At 61.3% G+C, this 20,695-nt stretch carries 18 protein-coding genes; 12 read left to right on the top strand and 6 right to left on the bottom strand.

The features are described 5' to 3' along the window. Positions 1 to 202 precede the first annotated feature (202 nt). Complete coding sequence (locus I6I94_RS09975) at positions 203 to 1,813, top strand: DEAD/DEAH box helicase (protein ID WP_128087980.1); 1,611 nt, start codon at positions 203 to 205, stop codon at positions 1,811 to 1,813. Between the two features lie 7 nt (positions 1,814 to 1,820). Then, on the top strand, positions 1,821 to 3,029 hold the full coding sequence (locus I6I94_RS09970) for a DNA-methyltransferase (RefSeq protein WP_037232318.1): 1,209 nt from the start codon (positions 1,821 to 1,823) through the stop codon (positions 3,027 to 3,029). 148 nt (positions 3,030 to 3,177) lie between these two features. Here I6I94_RS09970 and I6I94_RS09965 read toward each other — a convergent pair whose 3' ends face one another. Beyond that, positions 3,178 to 4,044 (bottom strand): PHP domain-containing protein, encoded by an 867-nt coding sequence (locus tag I6I94_RS09965; RefSeq protein WP_128087981.1) that lies wholly within the window; start codon positions 4,042 to 4,044, stop codon positions 3,178 to 3,180. 108 nt (positions 4,045 to 4,152) lie between these two features. Here I6I94_RS09965 and I6I94_RS09960 point away from each other — a divergent pair, with 108 nt between their 5' ends. After that, a complete protein-coding gene (locus I6I94_RS09960; RefSeq protein WP_128087982.1) occupies positions 4,153 to 5,682 on the top strand; it encodes an aminopeptidase P family protein in 1,530 nt (509 codons plus the stop codon). Between the two features lie 98 nt (positions 5,683 to 5,780). Here the strand turns inward: I6I94_RS09960 and I6I94_RS09955 are convergent, their stop codons facing one another. Continuing rightward, complete coding sequence (locus I6I94_RS09955) at positions 5,781 to 6,695, bottom strand: hypothetical protein (RefSeq protein WP_201620660.1); 915 nt, start codon at positions 6,693 to 6,695, stop codon at positions 5,781 to 5,783. 171 nt (positions 6,696 to 6,866) lie between these two features. Here I6I94_RS09955 and I6I94_RS09950 point away from each other — a divergent pair, with 171 nt between their 5' ends. From I6I94_RS09950 to I6I94_RS09940, 3 genes are all read left to right on the top strand, one after another. Beyond that, entirely contained in the window at positions 6,867 to 8,198 is a 1,332-nt protein-coding gene (locus tag I6I94_RS09950) for a magnesium transporter MgtE N-terminal domain-containing protein (protein ID WP_006889208.1), read from the top strand. Continuing rightward, on the top strand, positions 8,191 to 8,973 hold the full coding sequence (locus tag I6I94_RS09945; protein WP_201620659.1) for a DUF1003 domain-containing protein: 783 nt from the start codon (positions 8,191 to 8,193) through the stop codon (positions 8,971 to 8,973). Before I6I94_RS09950 ends, I6I94_RS09945 begins: the two co-directional genes overlap by 8 nt. A 254-nt stretch (positions 8,974 to 9,227) precedes the next feature. Beyond that, on the top strand, positions 9,228 to 10,445 hold the full coding sequence (locus I6I94_RS09940) for a P-loop NTPase (RefSeq protein ID WP_201620658.1): 1,218 nt from the start codon (positions 9,228 to 9,230) through the stop codon (positions 10,443 to 10,445). Between the two features lie 78 nt (positions 10,446 to 10,523). Here I6I94_RS09940 and I6I94_RS09935 read toward each other — a convergent pair whose 3' ends face one another. From I6I94_RS09935 to dapE, 4 genes are all read right to left on the bottom strand, one after another. Then, a complete protein-coding gene (locus I6I94_RS09935) occupies positions 10,524 to 10,895 on the bottom strand; it encodes a Sec-independent protein translocase family protein (protein WP_037234899.1) in 372 nt (123 codons plus the stop codon). A 147-nt stretch (positions 10,896 to 11,042) separates the two neighbouring features. Next, positions 11,043 to 12,347, bottom strand: coding sequence for a hypothetical protein (locus I6I94_RS09930; RefSeq protein WP_172425692.1), 1,305 nt, complete (start codon positions 12,345 to 12,347; stop codon positions 11,043 to 11,045). Between the two features lie 4 nt (positions 12,348 to 12,351). After that, the gene (locus tag I6I94_RS09925) at positions 12,352 to 13,113 is read right to left on the bottom strand and encodes a hypothetical protein (protein WP_128087984.1); all 762 of its coding nucleotides are present in this window, start codon (positions 13,111 to 13,113) and stop codon (positions 12,352 to 12,354) included. Between the two features lie 127 nt (positions 13,114 to 13,240). After that, the gene (dapE, locus tag I6I94_RS09920) at positions 13,241 to 14,371 is read right to left on the bottom strand and encodes a succinyl-diaminopimelate desuccinylase (RefSeq protein ID WP_128088224.1); all 1,131 of its coding nucleotides are present in this window, start codon (positions 14,369 to 14,371) and stop codon (positions 13,241 to 13,243) included. Positions 14,372 to 14,656: 285 nt separating this feature from the next. Here dapE and dapD point away from each other — a divergent pair, with 285 nt between their 5' ends. The 6 genes from dapD (at position 14,657) to I6I94_RS09890 (ending at position 20,574) form a co-directional block, all read left to right on the top strand. Then, a complete protein-coding gene (gene dapD / locus I6I94_RS09915; protein ID WP_128087985.1) occupies positions 14,657 to 15,631 on the top strand; it encodes a 2,3,4,5-tetrahydropyridine-2,6-dicarboxylate N-succinyltransferase in 975 nt (324 codons plus the stop codon). 175 nt (positions 15,632 to 15,806) lie between these two features. Further along, positions 15,807 to 16,823 carry a UDP-glucose 4-epimerase GalE gene (gene galE, locus I6I94_RS09910; RefSeq protein ID WP_037234826.1) on the top strand — a complete coding sequence of 339 codons (1,017 nt, stop codon included), beginning with the start codon at positions 15,807 to 15,809 and terminating at the stop codon, positions 16,821 to 16,823. Between the two features lie 512 nt (positions 16,824 to 17,335). Beyond that, positions 17,336 to 18,079 carry an amino acid ABC transporter ATP-binding protein gene (locus I6I94_RS09905; protein ID WP_006887474.1) on the top strand — a complete coding sequence of 248 codons (744 nt, stop codon included), beginning with the start codon at positions 17,336 to 17,338 and terminating at the stop codon, positions 18,077 to 18,079. A 9-nt stretch (positions 18,080 to 18,088) separates the two neighbouring features. After that, positions 18,089 to 18,937 (top strand): glutamate ABC transporter substrate-binding protein, encoded by an 849-nt coding sequence (locus I6I94_RS09900; protein ID WP_006887469.1) that lies wholly within the window; start codon positions 18,089 to 18,091, stop codon positions 18,935 to 18,937. Positions 18,938 to 18,958: 21 nt separating this feature from the next. Further along, positions 18,959 to 19,642, top strand: coding sequence for an amino acid ABC transporter permease (locus I6I94_RS09895; protein WP_037234821.1), 684 nt, complete (start codon positions 18,959 to 18,961; stop codon positions 19,640 to 19,642). After that, complete coding sequence (locus I6I94_RS09890) at positions 19,639 to 20,574, top strand: amino acid ABC transporter permease (protein ID WP_094757655.1); 936 nt, start codon at positions 19,639 to 19,641, stop codon at positions 20,572 to 20,574. Before I6I94_RS09895 ends, I6I94_RS09890 begins: the two co-directional genes overlap by 4 nt. Positions 20,575 to 20,695 lie beyond the last annotated feature (121 nt).

The raw sequence follows: 20,695 nt of genomic DNA, 5'->3' as shown, positions 1-20,695 counted from the left end.
AGTGAATGCCCGGTCGTTAGACTACACAATTTCTTGTTCCTCCCCAGGATGGGGTTACGAATTTCCCGCGATCGGCTTCTACATCATGAGCGCCACGCACCGGCACACGCGAGCGTGTGAGCCGCATACGCCCCAACCGCGCACCAAAAAACGCAAGGGCCTGGCGCCGCCGAACACCCCCACGGGTAGGAAGAATCACTCAATGGCTGATAACGCAGCACAACAGAAAACCGAGACATTCGCCGACTACGGCGTACGCCAGGACATTAGCGACGCACTGGCGGCGGTGGGCATCACCACCCCCTTCCCCATTCAGACAATGGCGCTGCCGGTGGCGCTGGCCGGGCACGATATTATCGCCCAGGCAAAAACCGGCACTGGCAAAACCCTGGGCTTTGGCCTGCCCACGATTCAGAGCGTCACCGGGCGCGACGACGAAGGCTGGGATGATTTGGAGTTCCCCGGTGCCCCACAGGCACTCATTCTGGTACCCACCCGCGAACTGGCCATCCAGGTGGGTGAGGACCTTGCCATCGCCTCAAAGCTGCGTAACGCCCGCGTGGCAACCCTGTACGGCGGTGTACCGTACGAGCCGCAGGTGAAGCTGCTCAAGAAAGGGCTGGAGGTTGTGGTCGGCACCCCGGGGCGCCTCATTGACCTGTACAACCAGGGTGCGCTGAACCTGAAACAGGTGAAGATTGTGGTACTGGATGAGGCCGACGAGATGCTGGATTTGGGGTTCCTGCCCTCGGTCGAGAAAATCCTCAGCTACCTGCCCGCTCAACGGCAGAGTATGCTGTTCTCGGCGACCATGCCCGGCCCGGTCATCTCAATGGCACGGCGCTACATGAATAAGCCAATGCGCATGAGCGCCGCCGACCCGGAAGACCAAGCCAAAACGAAGGCATCAATCCGGCAGGTGGTGTACCGGGTGCACCATATGGATAAAGACGAGATGCTGGGCCGTATCCTGCGTGCGCAGGGGCGTGGGCGCACCGTCATTTTCACTAAGACCAAGCGGGATGCGGCGCGTGTTGCCGACGAGCTGATTGCGCGCGGGTTCGCCGCCGCTCCCCTGCACGGCGATCTCAACCAGGGTGCGCGTGAGCAGGCGCTGCGTGCCTTCCGCAACGGCAAGGTCGATATTCTGGTGGCGACCGATGTTGCCGCCCGCGGTATTGACGTGGAAGACGTGACCCACGTGATTAACCACCGTGTGCCCGAGGACGAGAAAACCTACCTGCACCGCACCGGACGCACCGGGCGCGCCGGCAATGAGGGCACCGCCGTAACCTTCGTGGACTGGGAGGATGTTTCCCGGTGGAAGCTTATTAATGACGCCCTGGAGCTGGGGGTTCCTGACCCCGTAGAAACCTACTCGTCCTCGGAGCACCTGTTCTATGATTTGAACATCCCGGCCGGGACTAAGGGCCGTCTGCCGCGGTCCGAGCAGACGCTGGAGGGTCTGGACGCCGAGCGTCTGGAAGACTACGGGGACTCCCCGCGCGGGGCCCGCTCATCATCGCGCGGCTCGGGCCGGGGTTCCCGGGGCCGGGGCGGTTCCGGCTCACGCGGGGCCGGGTCACATTCACGTGCTGCACGGGATGAGAAGCCCGGGCAGGATTCCGGTAAGAAACGTCAGCGCCGCCGCACCCGCCGTATTGAGGGTGAAAGCGCACAGGACCGTGAGGGTAAACGCGCCGAACGGGAAAAGTCAGTGGAGTCTACCGGCAGCGGTAAACGCCGCCGCCGCAGGCGCCGCCAAGGCTCTAACGGGGCGGGCTCCGGTGCCCCTGCCGCAGGTGGGGAGTAAGCAGCGAGTGAGCGAAACAGTACCCACCGCAGCCACGGCTCAATCTGCGGGCGCTGCTGCACCTGCTTTCGACCCGAACGGTTCGTCGCTGGTGGTTCAGGCCGATAATCTGGCGTATCTGAGCGAGCTGCCGGATGCCTCATTCACCGTCATCTACATTGACCCGCCGTTTAACACCGGCAAAACGCAGACACGGCGCACCCTCAAAACCGCCCCCGCGCAGGAGGGCGGTGCCCGGGGTGACCGCACCGGGTTCCAAGGCAAAAGCTACACAAGCGCCCTGCAAACCCTCGCAAGCTACCATGATGCGTTCGAGGACTACTGGGCGTTTTTGGAGCCGCGCATTAGGCAGGCCCACCGTCTGCTCACCCAGGACGGCACCCTCTACCTGCACCTGGACTGGCGTGAGGTTCACTACGCCAAGGTCATGTGCGACATGATTTTTGGGCGCGACTGTTTTATGAACGAGCTGATCTGGGCCTACGATTACGGCGCAAAATCCACCAAACGCTGGCCCACGAAGCACGACAATATTCTGATGTACGTCAAAGATCCACAAAAGTACTATTTCAACGCGGACACGGTGGACCGTGAACCCTATATGGCGCCGGGACTAGTGACCGAGGAGAAAGCGGCGCGCGGTAAACTCCCCACCGACGTGTGGTGGCATACGATCGTCTCCCCCACCGGCAAGGAAAAAACCGGCTACCCCACGCAGAAACCGGTGGGGCTGCTGAAGCGGATGATCGCCGCCTCCTCACGCCCGGGCGACTGGGTGCTGGATTTCTTTGCCGGCTCCGGCACAACCGGGGCCGCAGCCGTTGAGCTGGAACGTAAGTTCGTGTGCGTGGATCAGAACCCGCCCGCGATTGAGGTCATGGCGAAACGCCTGAACGTGGAGGAGCACTCATTTGCCGCGTACCGGGGTGTGCCGCGCGGGGCGGCGGTGCTGTTCACGCCGCAGCGCAGTGTGGGCGTGCGCGGGGGAACCTCGCGGGACGCGCTCACGGCGGCCTCACGGCGCGCACTGGCGGCGCAGAGCCGTAAAGTGCAGGAAAGTGTTGAGCCTGTGCCGGGCGCATCAAGCGTGTTTGTGCGGCATCATTCCACGGACGCGGTGGATAAAGACTTGCGGATTCGCGGCCGGGACGTGCTACGCCGTGAAAGACGCCGCCAGCAGCTCGCTAAAGAACGGGCGCAGACGGCGAAAAAGTAGCCTCCCGCAGTTCCGTAACGCACAGAAAACAGCATAGTTGGCCTATTCAGAAGGGTTTTGTGCCTTCAGAAGTTAGAAAGTCTTCTGAAGGCACAAAACCCTTCTACACAGACCGCATTATTAGCCCCATCCGCAGGAGCCGGGGACACTAGCGGCTAATCTGGGCGCGGATCGCCTCCACGGTTTCGCGGGAGGTGGTGTACTCCCCCAGCTGGTTTGGTTTGCCCGCACCGTGGTAGTCGCTGGAGCCGGTCACCAGCAGCTCACGCTCACGCGCAAATTCCAGCAGACGCGCACGGTTCGGCTCGGAGTTTTCGCGGTGGTACACCTCCACCCCGGCCAGGCCCGCCTCGACCATCTTCCCCAGGTATTCCAGCGGCAGCGCTGGCCCGCGTTCCTCACTCATGGGGTGGGCCACCACCGGCACACCACCGGCGGCGCGCACCAGCCGGATAGCCTCCAGCGGGTCCATTGACTGCTGGTGCACATGGTACGGGCCGTTCACATGCAGGATATTGTCGAACGCATCGGCGCGGTTCTCGGCGGCACCCACGGCAACCAGCGCATCGGCAAGATGCGGGCGCCCAAACACGGTGTTCTCACCGTCACTCGACTGGGCGAGCACATCGTCCCAGGTCAGCGGGTAGTCAGCGGCGAGCCGGTCCGCCATCCGGCGGGCGCGGCTGAGCCTATCATCCAGCAGGCGTTTCATCTCATCCCGCAGCTGCGGGTAGTCGGGGTCGTACCCGTACCCCAGCAGGTGCACGCTCTTAGTGCGCTCATGCCCCTGCTCATCCCGGTAGCTGTAGCGGCACGAGAACTCACCGCCGGGCAGAAAATCCAGCCCGTACTCCACCGCCAGCTCGGCGGCCTGCGGCCACCCGCGTGCAGTGTCATGGTCGGTCAAGGCGAATCCGGCAAGCCCAGCATCTCTAATCAGAGGAACCAGTTCGGTCAGCGGCTGGGTACCATCAGAAATATTGGAGTGAATATGCAAGTCGTAACGTTCAGTCATACCCTAACTGTACCGCACCACAGCGCCCCACCAGTATCAGTGGCACACGGCCTTTTCGGGTTTCGCCCCACCCTAAAATACGCCCCACGCGTGGGATAGAATACAACTATGAGTGAAAATACGAAGAAGAGCACAGAAGCTCCAGAAACAGATCACCGCGATACCCCCAAAGCATCAGCTTTTCAGGAGTTCATCGCATCAAACTGGGAGCCAGCAGCCGATGACGGTTATACCCGCGAGCGCGTTGCCGATTTTGCGGCGCAGCGCCGTAAAAAGATTTCCCAGAAATTCCCGGGTGAGCGTCTGGTTCTGCCCGCGGGGCCGCTGAAGGTTCGCTCGAACGATTGCGATTACCGTTTCCGCCCGCATTCGGCGTTTGCGCACCAGACCGGGTTGGGTGTTGATCATGAGGCTGACGCCGTGCTGGTTTTTGAGCCTGTGGAGGAGGGCACCGGCGATAACGGCTCGAACCATGAGGTGACCCTGTATTTCCGCCCGCTGGCTGGCCGTGACACCACGCAGTTTTATGCGGATGCGCGCTACGGCGAGTTCTGGGTTGGCCCGCGCCCCACGCTCAAGGAGTTTTCGGAGCGTTACGGTGTGCGGACGAAGGACCTTTCGGAGCTTGAGGTTGCAATTACGAAGAACGCCGGGGCCCAGGATTTGGGTGGGGTGCGTATTCGACTGGTGCGTGAGGTTGATCCTTCCATTGATGCGCTGGTTGATACTTCCCGGTACAACACGGGCGTTGCGTTGGAGGAATCCGATAAGCTCGATTCCGAGCTGACGGTGGCGCTTTCTGAGGCCCGCCTGATTAAGGACGAGATTGAGGTTGAGAACCTGCAGCGTTCGGTTGATATGACGGTGAAGGGCTTCGAGGAGGTTGTGCGTGAGCTTCCGAAGGCGGTGGCGCATCATCGTGGTGAGCGCGTGGTGGAGACCGCGTTTTTCTCGGTGGCACGTACCGACGGCAACGACCTAGGCTATGACACGATTGCAGCCTGCGGGAATAATGCGACGATTCTGCACTGGATTCGCAATAACGGCACCGTGGATGAGGGCAAGCTGCTGCTGCTGGATGCCGGTGTTGAGGACGATACCCTGTACACCGCCGATGTAACCCGCACATTCCCGGTGAACGGCAAGTTTACCGAGATTCAGGCGAAGGTCTATAACGCGGTGCTGGATGCTGCGGATGCGGCGTTTAAGGTCGCTGTGCCGGGTCGTAAGTTCCATGAGATTCACGATGCCGCGATGGAGGTGCTGGCTCACCGTCTGGAGGAGTGGGGGCTGCTGCCCGTTTCGGCTGAGGTTTCTTTGACGGTTGAGGGTGGTCAGCATCGCCGGTGGATGCCGCACGGCACCAGCCACCATTTGGGTTTGGATGTGCACGACTGTGCGCAGGCGAAGGCGGAGCTGTACACCGGCGCAACCCTGGAGCCGGGTATGGTCTTCACGATTGAGCCCGCGCTGTATTTCAAGGATGAGGATTTGTCTGTTCCCAAGGAGTACCGCGGTATCGGTATTCGTTTGGAAGATGACGTGCTGTGCACCGAGGACGGCAATGTAAACCTCTCGGCGGCACTGCCCCGCACGGTTGAAGAGATTGAGGCGTGGATGGCGAAGCTCGCCCGGTAGTCTCTTAGTTTCGCAGACGAAAGTCCCCGCAGCCAGTACTGTCCTGGTTGCGGGGACTTTTTCGTTGTGTCAGATACCTCTTTGGCGTTAGAAAGTTATTAGTCTTCTTTAACTCCCTTAGGCTTAGGTGTCTCGCGGGCTGGGGCCTGCCGAATAGTTTTGGCGTATTCCTCCGGGTCGTCAATGCGCAGACCGAACCGCTGTGCCGCCGGCTGGGCGGGGGCCCGTTCACCGCCTTGGGGTTCGGTACCGCTCTCTGCCGCAGGGGCGGTGCTGTCGGTGGCGTCCGTTGCGGCTACCCGCCCCGCATCCGGTGAGGCGCCCCGCCCGTAGCCGCTGAGGGCGCCGGTGGTGTTTTTAGCATGCTCAGACTCGGTGCCCGCTGCGGTGCCTGCCGTACCGGCCGGGGCGGAGGGGGTACTGCCGGTACGCGGTGCGGCTGTGCCTGTTGTGCCCGGCTGCTGCGTTGCGTTCCCGCCGCCGTATGCCGCCCCGTGTACTGAGCGCATCGCTTGGGCAAAACCGGGGGTGTCGCGCAGGATCATGCGTGCCTGCCCGGCGTACTCGCTCAGCGCATACATGGTGGTGCGTTCGGGGATTGCTTCCCCGCGCATTGGGTAGCGGCTATTGCCGCCGCGGCGGATACTCACCAGGGTCCACACCATAAAAATGGCGACGCTCAGCGGCACCGTTGAGGCGGCGCGCCCCAAAAAATCAGACCCGTCACCAATGGTCAAAGCCGCACACCCCAGCCCGGCGATAATCCCCCACATGAGGGAGGAGAGCAGCATCCGCCCGTAGCTGCGCTGCAGCGGGTACTCCACCTGTTTCACGCCCTCATTCACCAGGTACAGGGCGGTCACCGGGAACCCGGCGGCGCTGAGCACGTCAAAAGCGGCGAGCGCGTCGTCACGTCGGGTGAACGCTGCGAGCGCCTCGCCGTTGGGAAGCGGCTGGCCGCTGGCTTGTGCGAGACGGGAGGCAAGGTACGAGGAGGGCGGGGTCTGAGTCATAACCCTATCTTACCGGGGCGGGTGGGCCCGCCGCAGGGTGGGTGCGCCATCGGCTGAACCGGTTTTGAGGTCGCACGGGCGGACCGGTGTGCTCACGCACCGGGTTACGCCCACAGCCAGCGGACCCTTATATAAAGTGCGCATTCTCTTTTTCGGGCGTACCCTAGAGAGGTGAGCAATACTAAGTCCAGCGCCCCCAGCAAAATCTATATTGCGCGCCTGCTCGGCCTTGACGTGTTCGACCCGTTCGGTGACCGCCTGGGCAGGTTGCGTGATGTTGTGGTGCTCAAACGCGGTTTTGGTGCCGCCATGGCGGCAGGCTCACGCCCCACGAAAGGCAACGAGCCGGTGGTGGTGGGCATCATCATTGAGGTGCTGGGCAAAAAACGTGTGTTCATGCCGATGACCCGGGTGCGCAGTATTGAGGCGTCTCAGATTATTTCGACGGGTCTGGTGAACCTGCGCCGTTTTGAGCAGCGTAATTCTGAGGTGCTGGTGGTTGGGGAGCTCTTTGACCGCCGGGTGCGGCTGCTTGACGGCAGCGGGGACGCCGTGATTGAGGATGTGGCCATTGAGCAGCGCCGTAACGGCGACTGGGGCATTACGGAGCTGTTTGTCTCGCGCACCGTAAAATCCAGCAGCGGCTGGCGGCGCCGGTCTAAAGAGACGCTGGTGGTGGACTGGGACGAGACGATCCTGTCCACCGACCTTGAGCCGCAGGAGGCGACCACGTTCGTCGCCAACCACGAGAATGCCCGCGCCGCCGACCTTGCGGATGCCATCCACGAGATGAGCGATAAGCGTATGCTTGAGATTGCGCACGAGCTGCAGGATGAGCGGCTGGCGGATGTGCTGCAGGAGCTGCCGGAAGAGGACCAGGTGCAGATCCTCTCGCATCTTGACGACGAGCGTGCCGCGCAGGTGCTTGAAGAGATGGAACCGGATGACGCCGCCGACCTGCTGATTGAGCTGCCGGATGCCCAGCGTGAGAAGCTGCTGGAGCTCATGGAGCCCGACGAAGCGGAAGATGTGCGCCGACTACTTGAGTACGATGAGGGTACCGCCGGTTCGCTCATGAACCCGGTGCCGATTATTCTCTCCCCCGAGTCGACGGTGGCGGAGGCGCTGGCGCATATTCGGGCTGAGGAGATCCCCCCGGCAATGGCCGCGGCGGTGCTGGTGGCGCGTCCCCCGCTGGAAACCCCCACGGGCAGGTACCTGGGGATGGTGCACATGCAGCAGCTGCTGCGGGTGCCGCCGAGCGAGTCGATTGGGCGCATCCTAGACACGGACACTGAGCCGGTCTCTGACCAGGCCAGCCTTGAGGAATTGGCGCGCGTGCTGGCAACCTACGATTTGACCATTATCCCCATTGTGAACGAATCACACCGGCTGGTGGGGGCGGTGACGATCGACGACGTACTCGATGCGCTGCTGCCTGAGGACTGGCGAACCTTCGACGATGGGACTCCTGTACGAAAGGTAGGACGCCGATTTGTCTGAGCAGAACCACCTGCGTACCGAAGAAAACCCGCGCATTGATAAGGCGCGCATCCTGAAGGATCGGCTGGAGAAAAAATACTCCGAAAGGTATGCCGAGAGCGGCCAAAGCGGGCGGGAGAAGACCCGTTCGCGTGCCGAGTCGCAGCTGAGCACACCTGCTGAGCGTAAGGTGCGGCGGTTCACCTACAGCCCGAACCCGGATGCGTTTGGGCGTATGACCGAGGGGTTTGCTCGGTACATGGGCACACCCCAGTTTCTGCTGTGGATGACTGTTTTCTGTGGCGTGTGGCTGGGGTGGAACACGCTCGCCCCTGAAGAGCTGCAGTTTGACCCGCGAAGCCTCAACTTTACCCTGCTGACCCTAATGCTCTCCCTGCAGGCATCGTACGCCGCTCCCCTGCTGCTGTTGGCGCAGAACCGGCAGGATGACCGTGACCGCGTGGTCGCCTCCGAGGACCGTAAACGTGACCAGCAGAACCTTGAGGAGACACAGTATCTGACGCGTGAGATCGCCTCGCTGCGTATTGCCCTGCGTGAGGTTGCCACCCGTGACTTTGTGCGCAGTGAGCTGCGGGATATTTTGGAAGAGCTGAAATCTATTCAGGAAGAGCAGGAACGCCAGGCTGAGCAGCTGCACGATATTGGCGAGGAATACGAGGACGAAGACACCCACGAGGACGGCGCGCAGCAGGGCTCCGAGAGCAGCGATAGCGCCGCGGCGGGCGATGCGGCAGCCAGCGCGGCGGATAAGAAAGAACGCAAGGACGTTAGCTAGCTCCTAGCCCGGTGCCTGCTGCCGGGCGCATGATGAGAAAGGCAGGGGTCGTTCCGGCGGGGCTGTGTTTCTTCTAGGGTGCGTATGGCTGTGAGTGCTGGTCAGCGCCCGCGTTACCGCCGCAGCCCCATGCCCCGAGCAAACTATCCCCGTATCCTGCAATCCCGCATAACCCCAAGACCCGCCCCCGTAAACCCATGACTCTATGAACGCGTATATCGCACCGTATGCTTTGTCGCGGAAAGGATGAACGAATGAGCGAGCACAACCCCAAGGGGACCAACTCGAACACTCCAGCCTCCAATAGTCCGCTGGCGGATGCGCTCTGGGCGGCCCTGGGCACCGTTGAAGACCCCGAGCTGCGCCGCCCCATCACGGAGCTGGGGATGGTTGAACGCGCCCAGGCCGTTAGCGAGGACGACGGCGGGTATGTGGCGGATGTGAAAATTCTGCTCACCATTGAGGGGTGCCCCCTGAAAACCACGATCGAGCAGGATGTGCGCAAGGCCGCCAGCACCGTTGAGGGCATCACCCGGGTTCAGGTTGAGGTGGGTGCCATGAACGCCGATCAGCGCAGCGCGCTCAAATCGCAGCTCAAACCTGAGCGCACCAACCCGTTCACTGCCCCCGGGTCGCTCACCCGCGTGTTTGCCGTGGTCTCCGGCAAGGGCGGGGTGGGTAAGTCGTCAATGACCGCTAACCTGGCGGCGGCGTTCGCCTCCCGTGGGCTGGCCGTGGGCATTATTGACGCGGATGTGCACGGTTTTTCCATCCCCGGGCTACTGGGCGTTCACGAGGCACCCACCCGCCTGGATGACCTGATTATCCCGCCCGCAGTGGATGCGCCCCGGGAGCACGGGCAGGTGCGCGGCGGCTCGCCGGGCGGGTTCGTCAAGGTGATTTCCATCGGCATGTTCCTCAAAGGTAACCAGCCGGTGGCGTGGCGCGGGCCAATGCTGCACCGGGCGTTGGAACAGTTCATCCTTGACGTGCATTTTGGGGCGCTCGATATTCTGCTGCTTGATTTGCCTCCGGGTACAGGAGATATTGCGATCTCAATGTCGCAGCTGCTGCCCAATGCCGAGCTGGTGCTGGTTTCCACCCCGCAGCACGCGGCGGTTGATGTTGCCGAGCGCGCCGGCACCCTAAGCCTGCAAACCCACCAGAAAGTCAGCGGCGTCATTGAGAATATGGCGGCGATGACCTTACCGGATGGCACGGTGCTTGAAATGTTCGGCTCCGGCGGGGGCGCCCAGCTGGCCCAGCGTCTAAGCAGTGTGCTCAACTACCCGGTGCCGCTGCTGGGGTCGGTGCCGCTGGATGTGTCTCTGCGCACCGGCGGGGATGAGGGCAACCCCATTGTGTGGGGCGACCCCAGCTCCCCCACATCCGCCGAGATTCAGGCCATTGCTGGTAAGCTGCTGCACCGCGACGAGTCGCTGGCGGGCAAGCCGCTGCGGCTGAATGTCTAGGCGGGCGCACCGGGGCCGCACACAATAAATCCCCCGGCCTGTGGGGCGGGGGATTCCAGCAGCTGCCTGCATCTGCGGCTAGGTTGCTTCAGTGTCGAACGGTGCGTAGGCTCCGCGCGGCAGCCGGGTAATATTTGATGCGACGGGCTTGTTCTTCTCTTCCCGTTCCTTCGCTTCACGGGCACGTTCGGCGTCGTCCTCAGCGAATGCTTCACGCACAATAACACGCGGGTCGTACTGGCGTGGGTCGTACTGACGCCAGTTAATGTCGTCAAGACCGGTGTCGCCCAGCGCATCTTTGAAGTCGTCTTTAGCGTCAAAGGCCATACGCCGTACGGTTTTAATGAATTCTTTGGCTTGGCGGGCGTACTCGGGCATACGTTCGGGGCCGATCACGAAGAACGTGAGAACGACCAGAACGATAAATTCGAGACCACTAATACCAAACACAACAGTTAGACTATCAGGATTTACGGTGGGGCGTAACATCCTACGCCCACAGGTTACTTATTCACTGCAAATATTTACCTGCCGGGCGGGGTGATAGCGCAGGCAGGTGCCGCACCGTCAGCCCCCGCACCTGCGGCCCTCACCGGTTTAGGGCGGGTAGTCGCCGCCACCGGGGTTCTGCTTCCAATGCCACAGCCACCCCACCCACACCAGCTGCAGGGTGGCGCCTGAGAGCACCAGCAGCCACCGGTACGCGCGGGAGGCAGAGACCGCCACCATTGGCAGAACCAGGGGGAAGAGCGGCAGCAGCAGCCGGAACGTGGAAGACTGCGGGTTCAAGAAGATCAGCAGGTACGCCGCGTAGCACGCGCACCAGAGAATCAGCGGCCCTGACAGTACCCCTCGCACCGCGGGGGAAAGCAAGACGAGGGCGAAAACCACTACCAGAAGCACCAGCAGGGGGATGGAAAACACCCCGAAGTAAATGGAACCCTGCTTCAGCCACGGCTCAAACGGGGCCAGGTGGGAGCTGCGCCAAGCGGTTTCGGTAGCCGTGTAGGCATCGACGCGCCCGGTCACAGCCCATGCGATGGCAGGCCAAATAAGAGCGCACGCGCACACCATAAGGGCGCTGCACAGCTGCACCGCGCGGGAGGCGAAAATACGCCAGAAACCGCGTGGGGTTTCCCCGTCGGCACGGCGGCGCGCATCGGCGCGCATATCGGTGATGAGGCAGATAAACCACCACAGCCCGGCGGCAGCACCCAGGGGCACACCCACAGGCCGGGACAGGCAGGCGAGGGCGGCCACGGGCAGCAGCAGCAGGTATCGTGCGCGCACCATCAGGTACAGTGTCCAGGCGAGGAAGATCAGGTTTACGGATTCGGCGTAGGGTGCCTGCAGTACGGGGGCTACGGGCAGGAACGCGAAGACCGCCACGGCCCAGCACCCCAGGGAGGTGTTCTCTGCTGCGTCGGTGCGGCCTAAAGCCTGCAGGCTGGCGATGCATAATCTGTAAACAATCCAGGCCGCGATGAACCCGGCCAGCAGTGCCACAGTCGAGGCGACCGCATAATATTCCAGGCCCGTTGTGCGGGAAATGTAGCCGCTTGTGAGCGGGAAAAGCGGGTAGAACGCCCACTGATTCTGCATGACCGTCCCGCTCATATCCTGAGGTAGTTCAACGGGGTAGCCTCTGTCGGCGATCTGCCAGTACCACCCGGAGTCCCAGGTGCTAATAAATTCGAGGTACCCTAGGCGTTCCCCCCACGGCCCCCACAGCTGCTGCCTGCCGACCATGCTGAAGACGGCCACACCCCACAGTCTGCTGAGCCCGTAGATGAGCAGCACCCGCAGGATGACCGGCAGTTCAACGAATAGGGTGCACAGGTAGTGGCCCCAGCCGTGAAGGCGCGTGTAGAGTCTGTCGAGAATGGTGCTGTCGGTACTCATTCGGTCAGGAGTCCGCCTTATCGGTGGTGTGCGCCGATTCTTTATCCGCGATTTCCTTATTAATGGCGACAATAGCCCCGCTGGTGCTGTTCTTGTGCTGCGCGGAGTCATCCTCATGCGGCTTAGCCGCTGCGGGGGTTTCAACGGTGGTTTTCGCGGAGGACGCTACCACGGCGTTGGCCGCAGTGTTGGCGGCGTGGGCGGCGCGTCCCGCTTCGGACCAGGGAAGTACCTGCTGGGAGGTGGCGGGGTGCGCCCCATCAGGTGCCGTGCCGGTGTCTGTGGCGGCTTTGGCGGATTCTTCGGAGGTGAGGGGCTCATCCGCTGGGTGCCCCTGGGGAGCCTCAGTCTCTTTGTGGTCCCGCACATCGTTATCCGGCACCTGCGCCGTGCGGCCGGTATCCGTATGAGCTGCCGCAGCTTTTTCGGGGGTTTCTTCTTCGGCGGCGGAGGTGCCAGCTGCTGCCGCTGCGGGGGCCTCATGCGCCGCATCCGCTTCGCCTGTTTCAGACTCCTGCGGGACGGCCTCGGCTGCTGCGTTATCTGCCGCTGCGGGGGTGTCTGGCAAGGGTTCAAGAACCACAACCTGTTGCCCCGCCAGCTCTGGGGCGGGCTGCGTGCGGGCACCGAAAACGTTCAGCCCGTCCCCCGCAATATGTTCGAAGAAGGCTCGCCCGGGGAACGCACGGTCGCTGCTGATGACTACAGCACTGTAGATAACAATCAGCAGGGTTGCGAGGGCAAGTAACGTTATCAATATGTTCACGGGTACCTCCGGACAAAAAGGGCGGGGTTCCAGTTTAACCTAATGAACCGGACTTGGGCGCGTATTCGGCGGCACGTTCCATCCGGTGGGTCATTGCGGTATTGGTGCTGGCAGGCAGCGTGGGCCGTTAGTCGCTCATGAGCCAGTTTCGCAGTTCGCTGTAGCACCGGTTGAGTTCGCTAAAACGCACATGCTCATTGTCGGTGTGCGCCAGTAAGGCATCACCGGGGCCGAAGTTCACCGCAGGGATGCCGATTTCGCTCAGCCGCGCCACATCCGTCCACCCGTACTTGGGTTTGGGCTCCTGCCCCACAGCGGCAATGAGGGAAGCAGCCAGCGGCGTGTCAAGGCCGGGGCGGGCCGCCGGGGAGAGGTCAACGAAGTCCAGCTCATACCCCTGGAAGAGTTCCTGCACGTGGGCCACGGCCTCGTCCAGGGTCTTATTGGGGGCGAACCGGTAGTTCACGTGAAGCGCGGCCGCATCGGGGATGACATTGCCCGCCACTCCCCCGCTCACCTGGACGGCGTTAAGCCCTTCTCGGTAATCCAGTCCCTGCACCCGGTAGGTTTGCGGCGTGTAGTGCGCCAGTGTGGTGAGCGCATCAGCCAGGTGGTGGATCGCGTTCTCCCCTTTCCAGGCCCGCCCGGAATGCGCAGCCAGCCCGGTGGTCCGAAGGTAAAAACGCATTGTGCCGTTGCAGCCGCCTTCGATGGTGCCGTCGGTGGGTTCTAGAAGCACCCCGAAATCGGCGTCGGTAATCAGCTCGCCGTGGTTGCGGATCAGCCGCGCCAAACCGGATTTTTCGCTGGCCACTTCCTCATTGTCGTAGAAGATGTAGGTGAGGTCGTAGTCCGTTTCATGAGCAGTTAATTCGGCGGCTAGCTTAAGTTGTACCGCCACACCGCCTTTCATGTCGGTGGCCCCGCGCCCGTACAGCACCCAGTCGCCGTCCTCTTCAACCACGCGGGAAGGCACCGTACCGAGCGACCCCGCCACGGTAGGCAGCGGCACGGTGTCCAGATGCCCGGCGAGCAGGATGCGGGTGCGTTGCTGCCCGTTCTGCGGCCCGAAGTCGGTGCGGGCAATAATGGCGTCCCCGTCACGCACCAGGTGCAGGTGCGGGTGGGTTTCCAGGGCCCGGTAGATGGCGTCGGCGAGGGTTTTCTCTTCCCCCGAGACAGAATAAATATCAAGCAGAACCCTGGTCAGTTCGGGCATGGAGACGTTCGTGTCGATGGCTGCGGTGGGGTGGCTCATGGGTCCCTTAGCTGTAGTGTCAGTCGCATTAGCGGCGCGGTTCTTTACCCTAATATTCAACCTTATCTGCGCCCCGGAAGCCACCTTCAGCCGCCCCCGGACGCTGGGTGCGGGGCGGGGCCTTAACCATTGCCCCTTATCAGGAACCGTTTGCGGGGCTGCACCTGGTTATCGGGGGCATCATTGAAGCCGCTGGCGGCCTTTGCACCCTGAGGTTTACCCGCAATTAACCCTCAAGAACCCCGCCCTGCGGGCGCCTACACCCAATCCCGGCGCATCCCTATAATTAAAGGCATGTCTGAAAACGCTTCAACCGAAACTCGTTACGCTTCCGGCGTGGCCCTCGTTAATGTCGTCGCCTCCGGCCCCGATGCGGGCACGGTACTGGATGCGTGGTTCCCCGCGCCTGCGCTCACCCAAACCCCCGATCTTTCCCTCGCGGATGAGCTTGAAGAGCTCACCGGCGAGCACCCCGAACGCAATGCCCGCACCGAGGTGCGCACCGTCTCCATTGATTTGGATGAGGCCCCTGAGGACGCAGTCGATGGGTACCTGCGTCTGCACCTGCTCTCGCACACCCTGGTGCGCCCGAATGACCTGAATCTTGAGGGCCTTTTCGGGCACCTGGCGAATGTGGCGTGGACGAACCACGGCCCGGTACTTGCCACCGAGCTGAACAAGCTCGCGCTGGGCCTGCGGAAGCTGGGGCATTTGAGCGTAAGCCATGTCGATAAGTTCCCGCGCCTTATTGACTATGTGGTTCCCGCCGGGGTGCGTGTGGGTGATGGTGACCGCCTGCGCCTGGGCGCGCACCTGGCTGATGGCACCACCGTCATGCACGAGGGCTTTGTGAACTTTAACGCTGGCACCCTGGGCACTTCTATGGTTGAAGGCCGCATCTCCCAGGGTGTGGTGGTTGGCGATGGCTCCGATGTGGGCGGCGGCGCCTCCACCATGGGCACCCTCTCCGGCGGCGGTACTCAGCGTGTGTCAATCGGTGAGCGTTCCCTGCTGGGTGCTGAGTCTGGTATTGGTATCGCCCTGGGCGATGACTGTGTGGTTGAGGCGGGCCTGTACGTGACCGCCGGTTCCCGCGTGATTGTGCTTATCCCGGGTGAGGATGTGCGTGTGGTGAAGGCCGCCGAACTGTCGGGTGTGTCGAACCTGCTGTTCCGCCGCAACTCGGTCACCGGCGCGGTTGAGGTGCTTCCGCGCGCTAAGAATAGTGTGGAGCTGAACGAGGCGCTGCACACGAACTAGCTCCTTTGTGCCTTCTGATGCCCCAAGGGGCGTGAGAGGCCAGTGAGTTTGGCAACCCGCCGGGTGCCCCCGCACGTCAATGCACGGCTGGGGAGCATCCGGCGGGCTACTATTTAAAGTGCTACCCCTGAACTTACCGTATCCGGTGCGCACCGGCGTGCCCGAAAGGATAAATATGAAGATTCTGGTCACCGGCGGCGCCGGCTATATCGGCTCCCATACTGTGCTTGAGCTGCTGAACGCGGGCCACGAGGTGGTGGTCATGGATAACCTCTCGAATTCCTCCGAAACTTCGCTGCAGCGCGTCGCCGAGCTTGCCGGGCGCGCCCCCGAGTTCCACAACGTCGATCTGCTGGATCTGGCGGGCATGAAGGAGCTGTTCACCAGCACCCAACCGGACGCGGTCATCCACTTTGCGGGGCTAAAGGCTGTGGGCGAATCCGCTGAGAAGCCGCTGTGGTACTACCAGACGAACGTCGCTGGCACCCTGAACCTGCTCTACGCCATGGAGGAGGCGAACTGCCGCTCCATCGTGTTCTCCTCGTCAGCGACCGTGTACGGTGAGCCTGAGTCCATGCCGTTGGTGGAGAAGCTGAATATGGACGCACAGTCCTGTTACGGGCGCACCAAGGAACATATTGAGGATATGCTCGTGGACCTGGCGGCCTCCGATGACCGCTGGAATATTGCGCTGCTGCGTTATTTCAACCCCGTGGGCGCGCACGAGTCCGGGCGTATCGGTGAGGACCCGTCAGGAATCCCGAATAACCTGGTGCCGTTTATTGCCCAGGTGGCGGTGGGCCGCCGCGAGCACCTGAACGTGTTCGGCAACGACTACCCCACTGTGGACGGCACCGGTGTACGCGACTACATTCACGTGGTTGACCTTGCCGATGGCCACCTCAAGGCGGTGGACTACATTACCGAGCACGGCGGGCTGCACACCTGGAACCTGGGCACCGGCAACGGCTATTCGGTGCTTGAGGTGCTGCACGCCTTCGAGAAAGCCTGCGGTAAGGAGCTGCCCTATAAGATTGTGGCGCGCCGCCCCGGCGATGTTGCTGTCTCTTACGCCGATCCCTCCTCGGCACTGGCTGATTTGGGGTGGAGCGCATCCCGGGATATTGACACGATGGTGCGCGATCACTGGAACTGGCAGAAGAACAACCCGAACGGGTATGAAGAACAATAGCCAATAGGGGCTTAACAGTGCCCCGCTATGCGCGCCCCAGCAGGCACCCGCCTGCTGGGGCGCGTTTCTGCGTTTACGGGGTGAAAAGCCCTGCCCACGCCTCTCTTGACTATGTGTTGCTTTGGGTGGTTTTATGTGCGATTTACCGGCAGGATTTTTGCGCAAAAAGAACCACCGCACTTGCGCTCCCCCACTGACCCGCCCCACCGCATTCACCAAATCCCCTGAAAATACGGGATTCACCGAGTACCTGACCCCGAACACCCCGCACAACCCGCTTCTGTGATATATTCAACTCAATTTTGGTTTCCTTGAGTTTTCGCGGGAATACGCCCCACCCAATACCTTAAACACCGGAATATTTACACCGATTACCGAATCTTTAACATTCCTGTTACATCCCCGGCGTAAGCTAGGTTACTACCGTGATGCGCGTGATTCTTCCGGCTCACAGCCCGCGCGCCGCGTCGTATCTGCTGGGCATAGCCCCACCGTGTGTAAAGGAGAACCCTATGAGCGAAGCCCCACTCGTGCGTATTCACGACGTCAATAAGTACTACGGGCAAAACCATGTGCTCAAAAACATTAACCTCTCCGTCAATAAGGGCGAAGTCATTATCCTGCTCGGCCCTTCCGGCTCCGGCAAATCAACCCTGTGCCGAACCATTAACCGCCTCGAAACAACCTCCAGCGGAACCATCACTATCGACGGTAAAGACCTCCCCCAAGAAGGCCGCGACCTCGCTAAACTCCGCGCCGAAGTGGGCATGGTCTTCCAATCCTTCAACCTTTTTGCCCACAAAACCATCCTCGACAACGTCACCCTTGGCCCCCGCAAAATCCGCAAACTCCCCAAGGCTGAAGCCGAGGCGGAAGCCATGAAACTGCTGGCGAAAGTCGGCGTGGAATCCCAGGCCGAAAAAATGCCGGCCCAGCTCTCAGGTGGCCAGCAGCAGCGTGTGGCCATTGCTCGCGCGCTCGCCATGAAACCCAAAGTCATGCTGTTTGATGAGCCCACCAGTGCGCTCGACCCCGAAATGGTGAATGAAGTACTCGACACCATGGTCTCCCTCGCCCGCGACGGCATGACCATGATCGTCGTAACCCACGAGATGGGATTCGCCCGCAAGGCGGCCGACCGCATCGTCTTCCTCGCGGACGGCGAGATCGTGGAAGAAGCCACCCCGGATGACTTTTTCACCAAGCCCAAGAGCGAACGCGCCCGCGACTTCCTCTCCAAGATCATCGACCATTAGGAGCGCGCCATGAAAAAATCGTTCATTAACCGCGCCGCAGCTAAGTTCTTTGCCGCCGGGACCGCCGCCGCGCTCGCCCTCGGGTTCGCCCTCACCGGCTGTTCCAGTGCCGCAGATGCTAAGCCGAAGATCCGGATTGGCATTAAATACGATCAGCCGGGCTTAGGCTACCAGGACGGCAGGGAATTCACCGGCTTCGACGTGGATATTGCGAAGTATATTGCGGGTAAGCTCGGTTACTCGGAAGAGCAGATCGAATTCGTGGAGTCCCCCAGCGCCAACCGCGAGAATATGCTCTCCAACGGCCAGGTAGATATGATTGTGGCCACCTATTCCATTAGTGATAGTCGTAAGAAGAGCATTGACTTCGCGGGCCCCTACTATGTGGCGGGGCAGGATCTGCTGGTACGCTCCGATGAGACGAATATTACTGGCCCCGACAGTCTTAACGGTAAGAATCTGTGCTCGGTGACCGGTTCAACCAGTGCCAAAAAAATCCAGGACAAGTTCGCTAAAAACGTGAACCTGGTCAATCAGAACAGCTACTCGGACTGTGTGGTCGCACTCAACGGCGGCGTGGTGGATGCGGTGACCACCGACGACATTATTCTTGCCGGGCTTGCCGCCACTAAGGCGAATAAGGGCAAGCTCAAGCTGGTGGGTCAAACGTTCACCACCGAAAAGTACGGTGTGGGCCTTCCCAAGGGTACCGATAAGTGCGAGGCCGTCAATAAGGCCATTAATGAGATGGTCGCGGACGGCACCTGGCAGCGGCTGGTGGAGAAAAATACTGAAGGCACCGGCTACACCTATAACTCCAACAATAACCCACCGCATCCTGGCGCCAGCTGCGCCTAATGCCTGACCGAGAGGTAAACGATGTCATTCTTTGACCAACTCGGCGCCCTCCTCGCCAAATACGATGTGGTGGGCGCGTTCTGGGTCAATGTGCAACTGACCTTCTGGGCCGCTATCGGGTCTTTCGTGCTCGGCTCCGTGCTGGCGCTCATGCGCATTAGTCCCGTACCGTCCTTACGTTTTGTGGGCACCGCCTACGTGAATGCGGTGCGTAATACGCCGCTGACTATTCTGATGACCCTCGCTCTGCTTGGTGTGTGGACGCAGTTTCAGCTCTCGTTTTCAACGAGTTTTGAGACGAACTTCTTTGTTTACGCGGTGATTGTGCTCTCGATCTACCACGCTTCTTTTGTGTGTGAGGCTATCCGTTCGGGTGTGAATACGGTTCCCACGGGGCAGGCGGAGGCGGCGCGTGCTATTGGCTTGGGGTTCTTCCCCACCGCCCGGCACGTGATTTTCCCGCAGGCGCTGCGCGGTTCTATTACTCCGCTGGGTAATACGCTGATCGCCCTGGCAAAAAATACGACGGTTGCTTCGGTCGCCTCGGTTGCCGAGTCCTCCGGGTTAATGAAAACCATGATTGAGTTCGACCCGAATATGGTGCTGGCCATCTTCCTCATGTTCGCTTTGGGGTTCGTGGTGATTGTTGTGCCCCTGGGCGTACTAACCACCTGGTCCTCACGTAAACTGGCGGTGAAGCGATGAAACTTCTGAATTCTAAACTCGATACCAGCACCAGCGTGCTGTTTGACACCCCCGGCCCCCGTGCGAAGGCGATGACCCGCTGGTTCAATATTGGCGCGATCGTGCTTCTGGCTGCGTTTATGGCGTATGTGCTTTCGGTGATGGGCGCTAAAGGCCAGCTGGAGGCTGAGAAGTGGACTGATCTGTTCACCGCAAAAGCGTGGGGCTCGTACTATCTGCCGGGGCTTCTGGCGACTTTGCAGGCGGCGGGTATTTCGGTAGTGACTTCCGTCGTGTTTGGTGTGCTGTTCGGCATGGCGCGCCTGGCGCAGAACCGGCCAATGCGCTGGTTCGGTACCGTGGTGGTGGAGTTTTTCCGCGCCGTTCCGGTGCTGATGATGATGATTTTCTTCTGGCTGTTCCTGAGCCGGTTCAGCTGGATTAACCCCGCGCAGCTGCCGTTCTTTGCCGTGGTTATCGGCTTGACCCTCTATAACGGTTCGGTGATTGCCGAACTGCTGCGTTCGGGCGTTAAGCAGCTGCCGCGCGGTCAGGGTGAGGCGGGCCTGGCAATCGGTTTGACCCCGGGCCAGACTTTGCGCACCATCCTCATGCCGCAGGCGTTTAACGCCATGATGCCTTCGATGCTCAGCCAGTTCGTGGTGATTCTCAAGGACACTGCGCTCGGGTACATTATTTCGTACCCCGAACTGCTGGCATCTGCTCGGCGCATCGGCTCGGGTGACGGCAATATTCTGCAGACCCTGCTGCTGGCGGCAGTACTGTTTATTGCGGTGAATTTCTCGCTGACTACGTTCGCCACGTGGCTGGGCGGGTTCCTCTCGTCACGTACCTCTGTGACGCCGAAGAAAATGCACCACCTGCCCGGCGAGGTGGATACCCCGAACCCGCCCACGCAGCAGATGTTCGTGCTCCCTGGCAAACGCAAGTAGCGTACAGCACGGTTTAGGGTACGCGACTAGAAACGCCCGGTTCCTCCCGCATTGGAGGTTCCGGGCGTTTGCTTATTTGTGCGTCCTTGGTGCCAGCGGCGGAGGCTGCTCTCCTCACGCT

Source organism: Rothia aeria (assembly GCF_016726365.1).
Lineage (GTDB): Bacteria > Actinomycetota > Actinomycetes > Actinomycetales > Micrococcaceae > Rothia > Rothia aeria.
The sequence above is the reverse complement of the archived record's forward strand: the minus strand, read 5'-3'. Positions and strand labels throughout refer to the sequence as shown.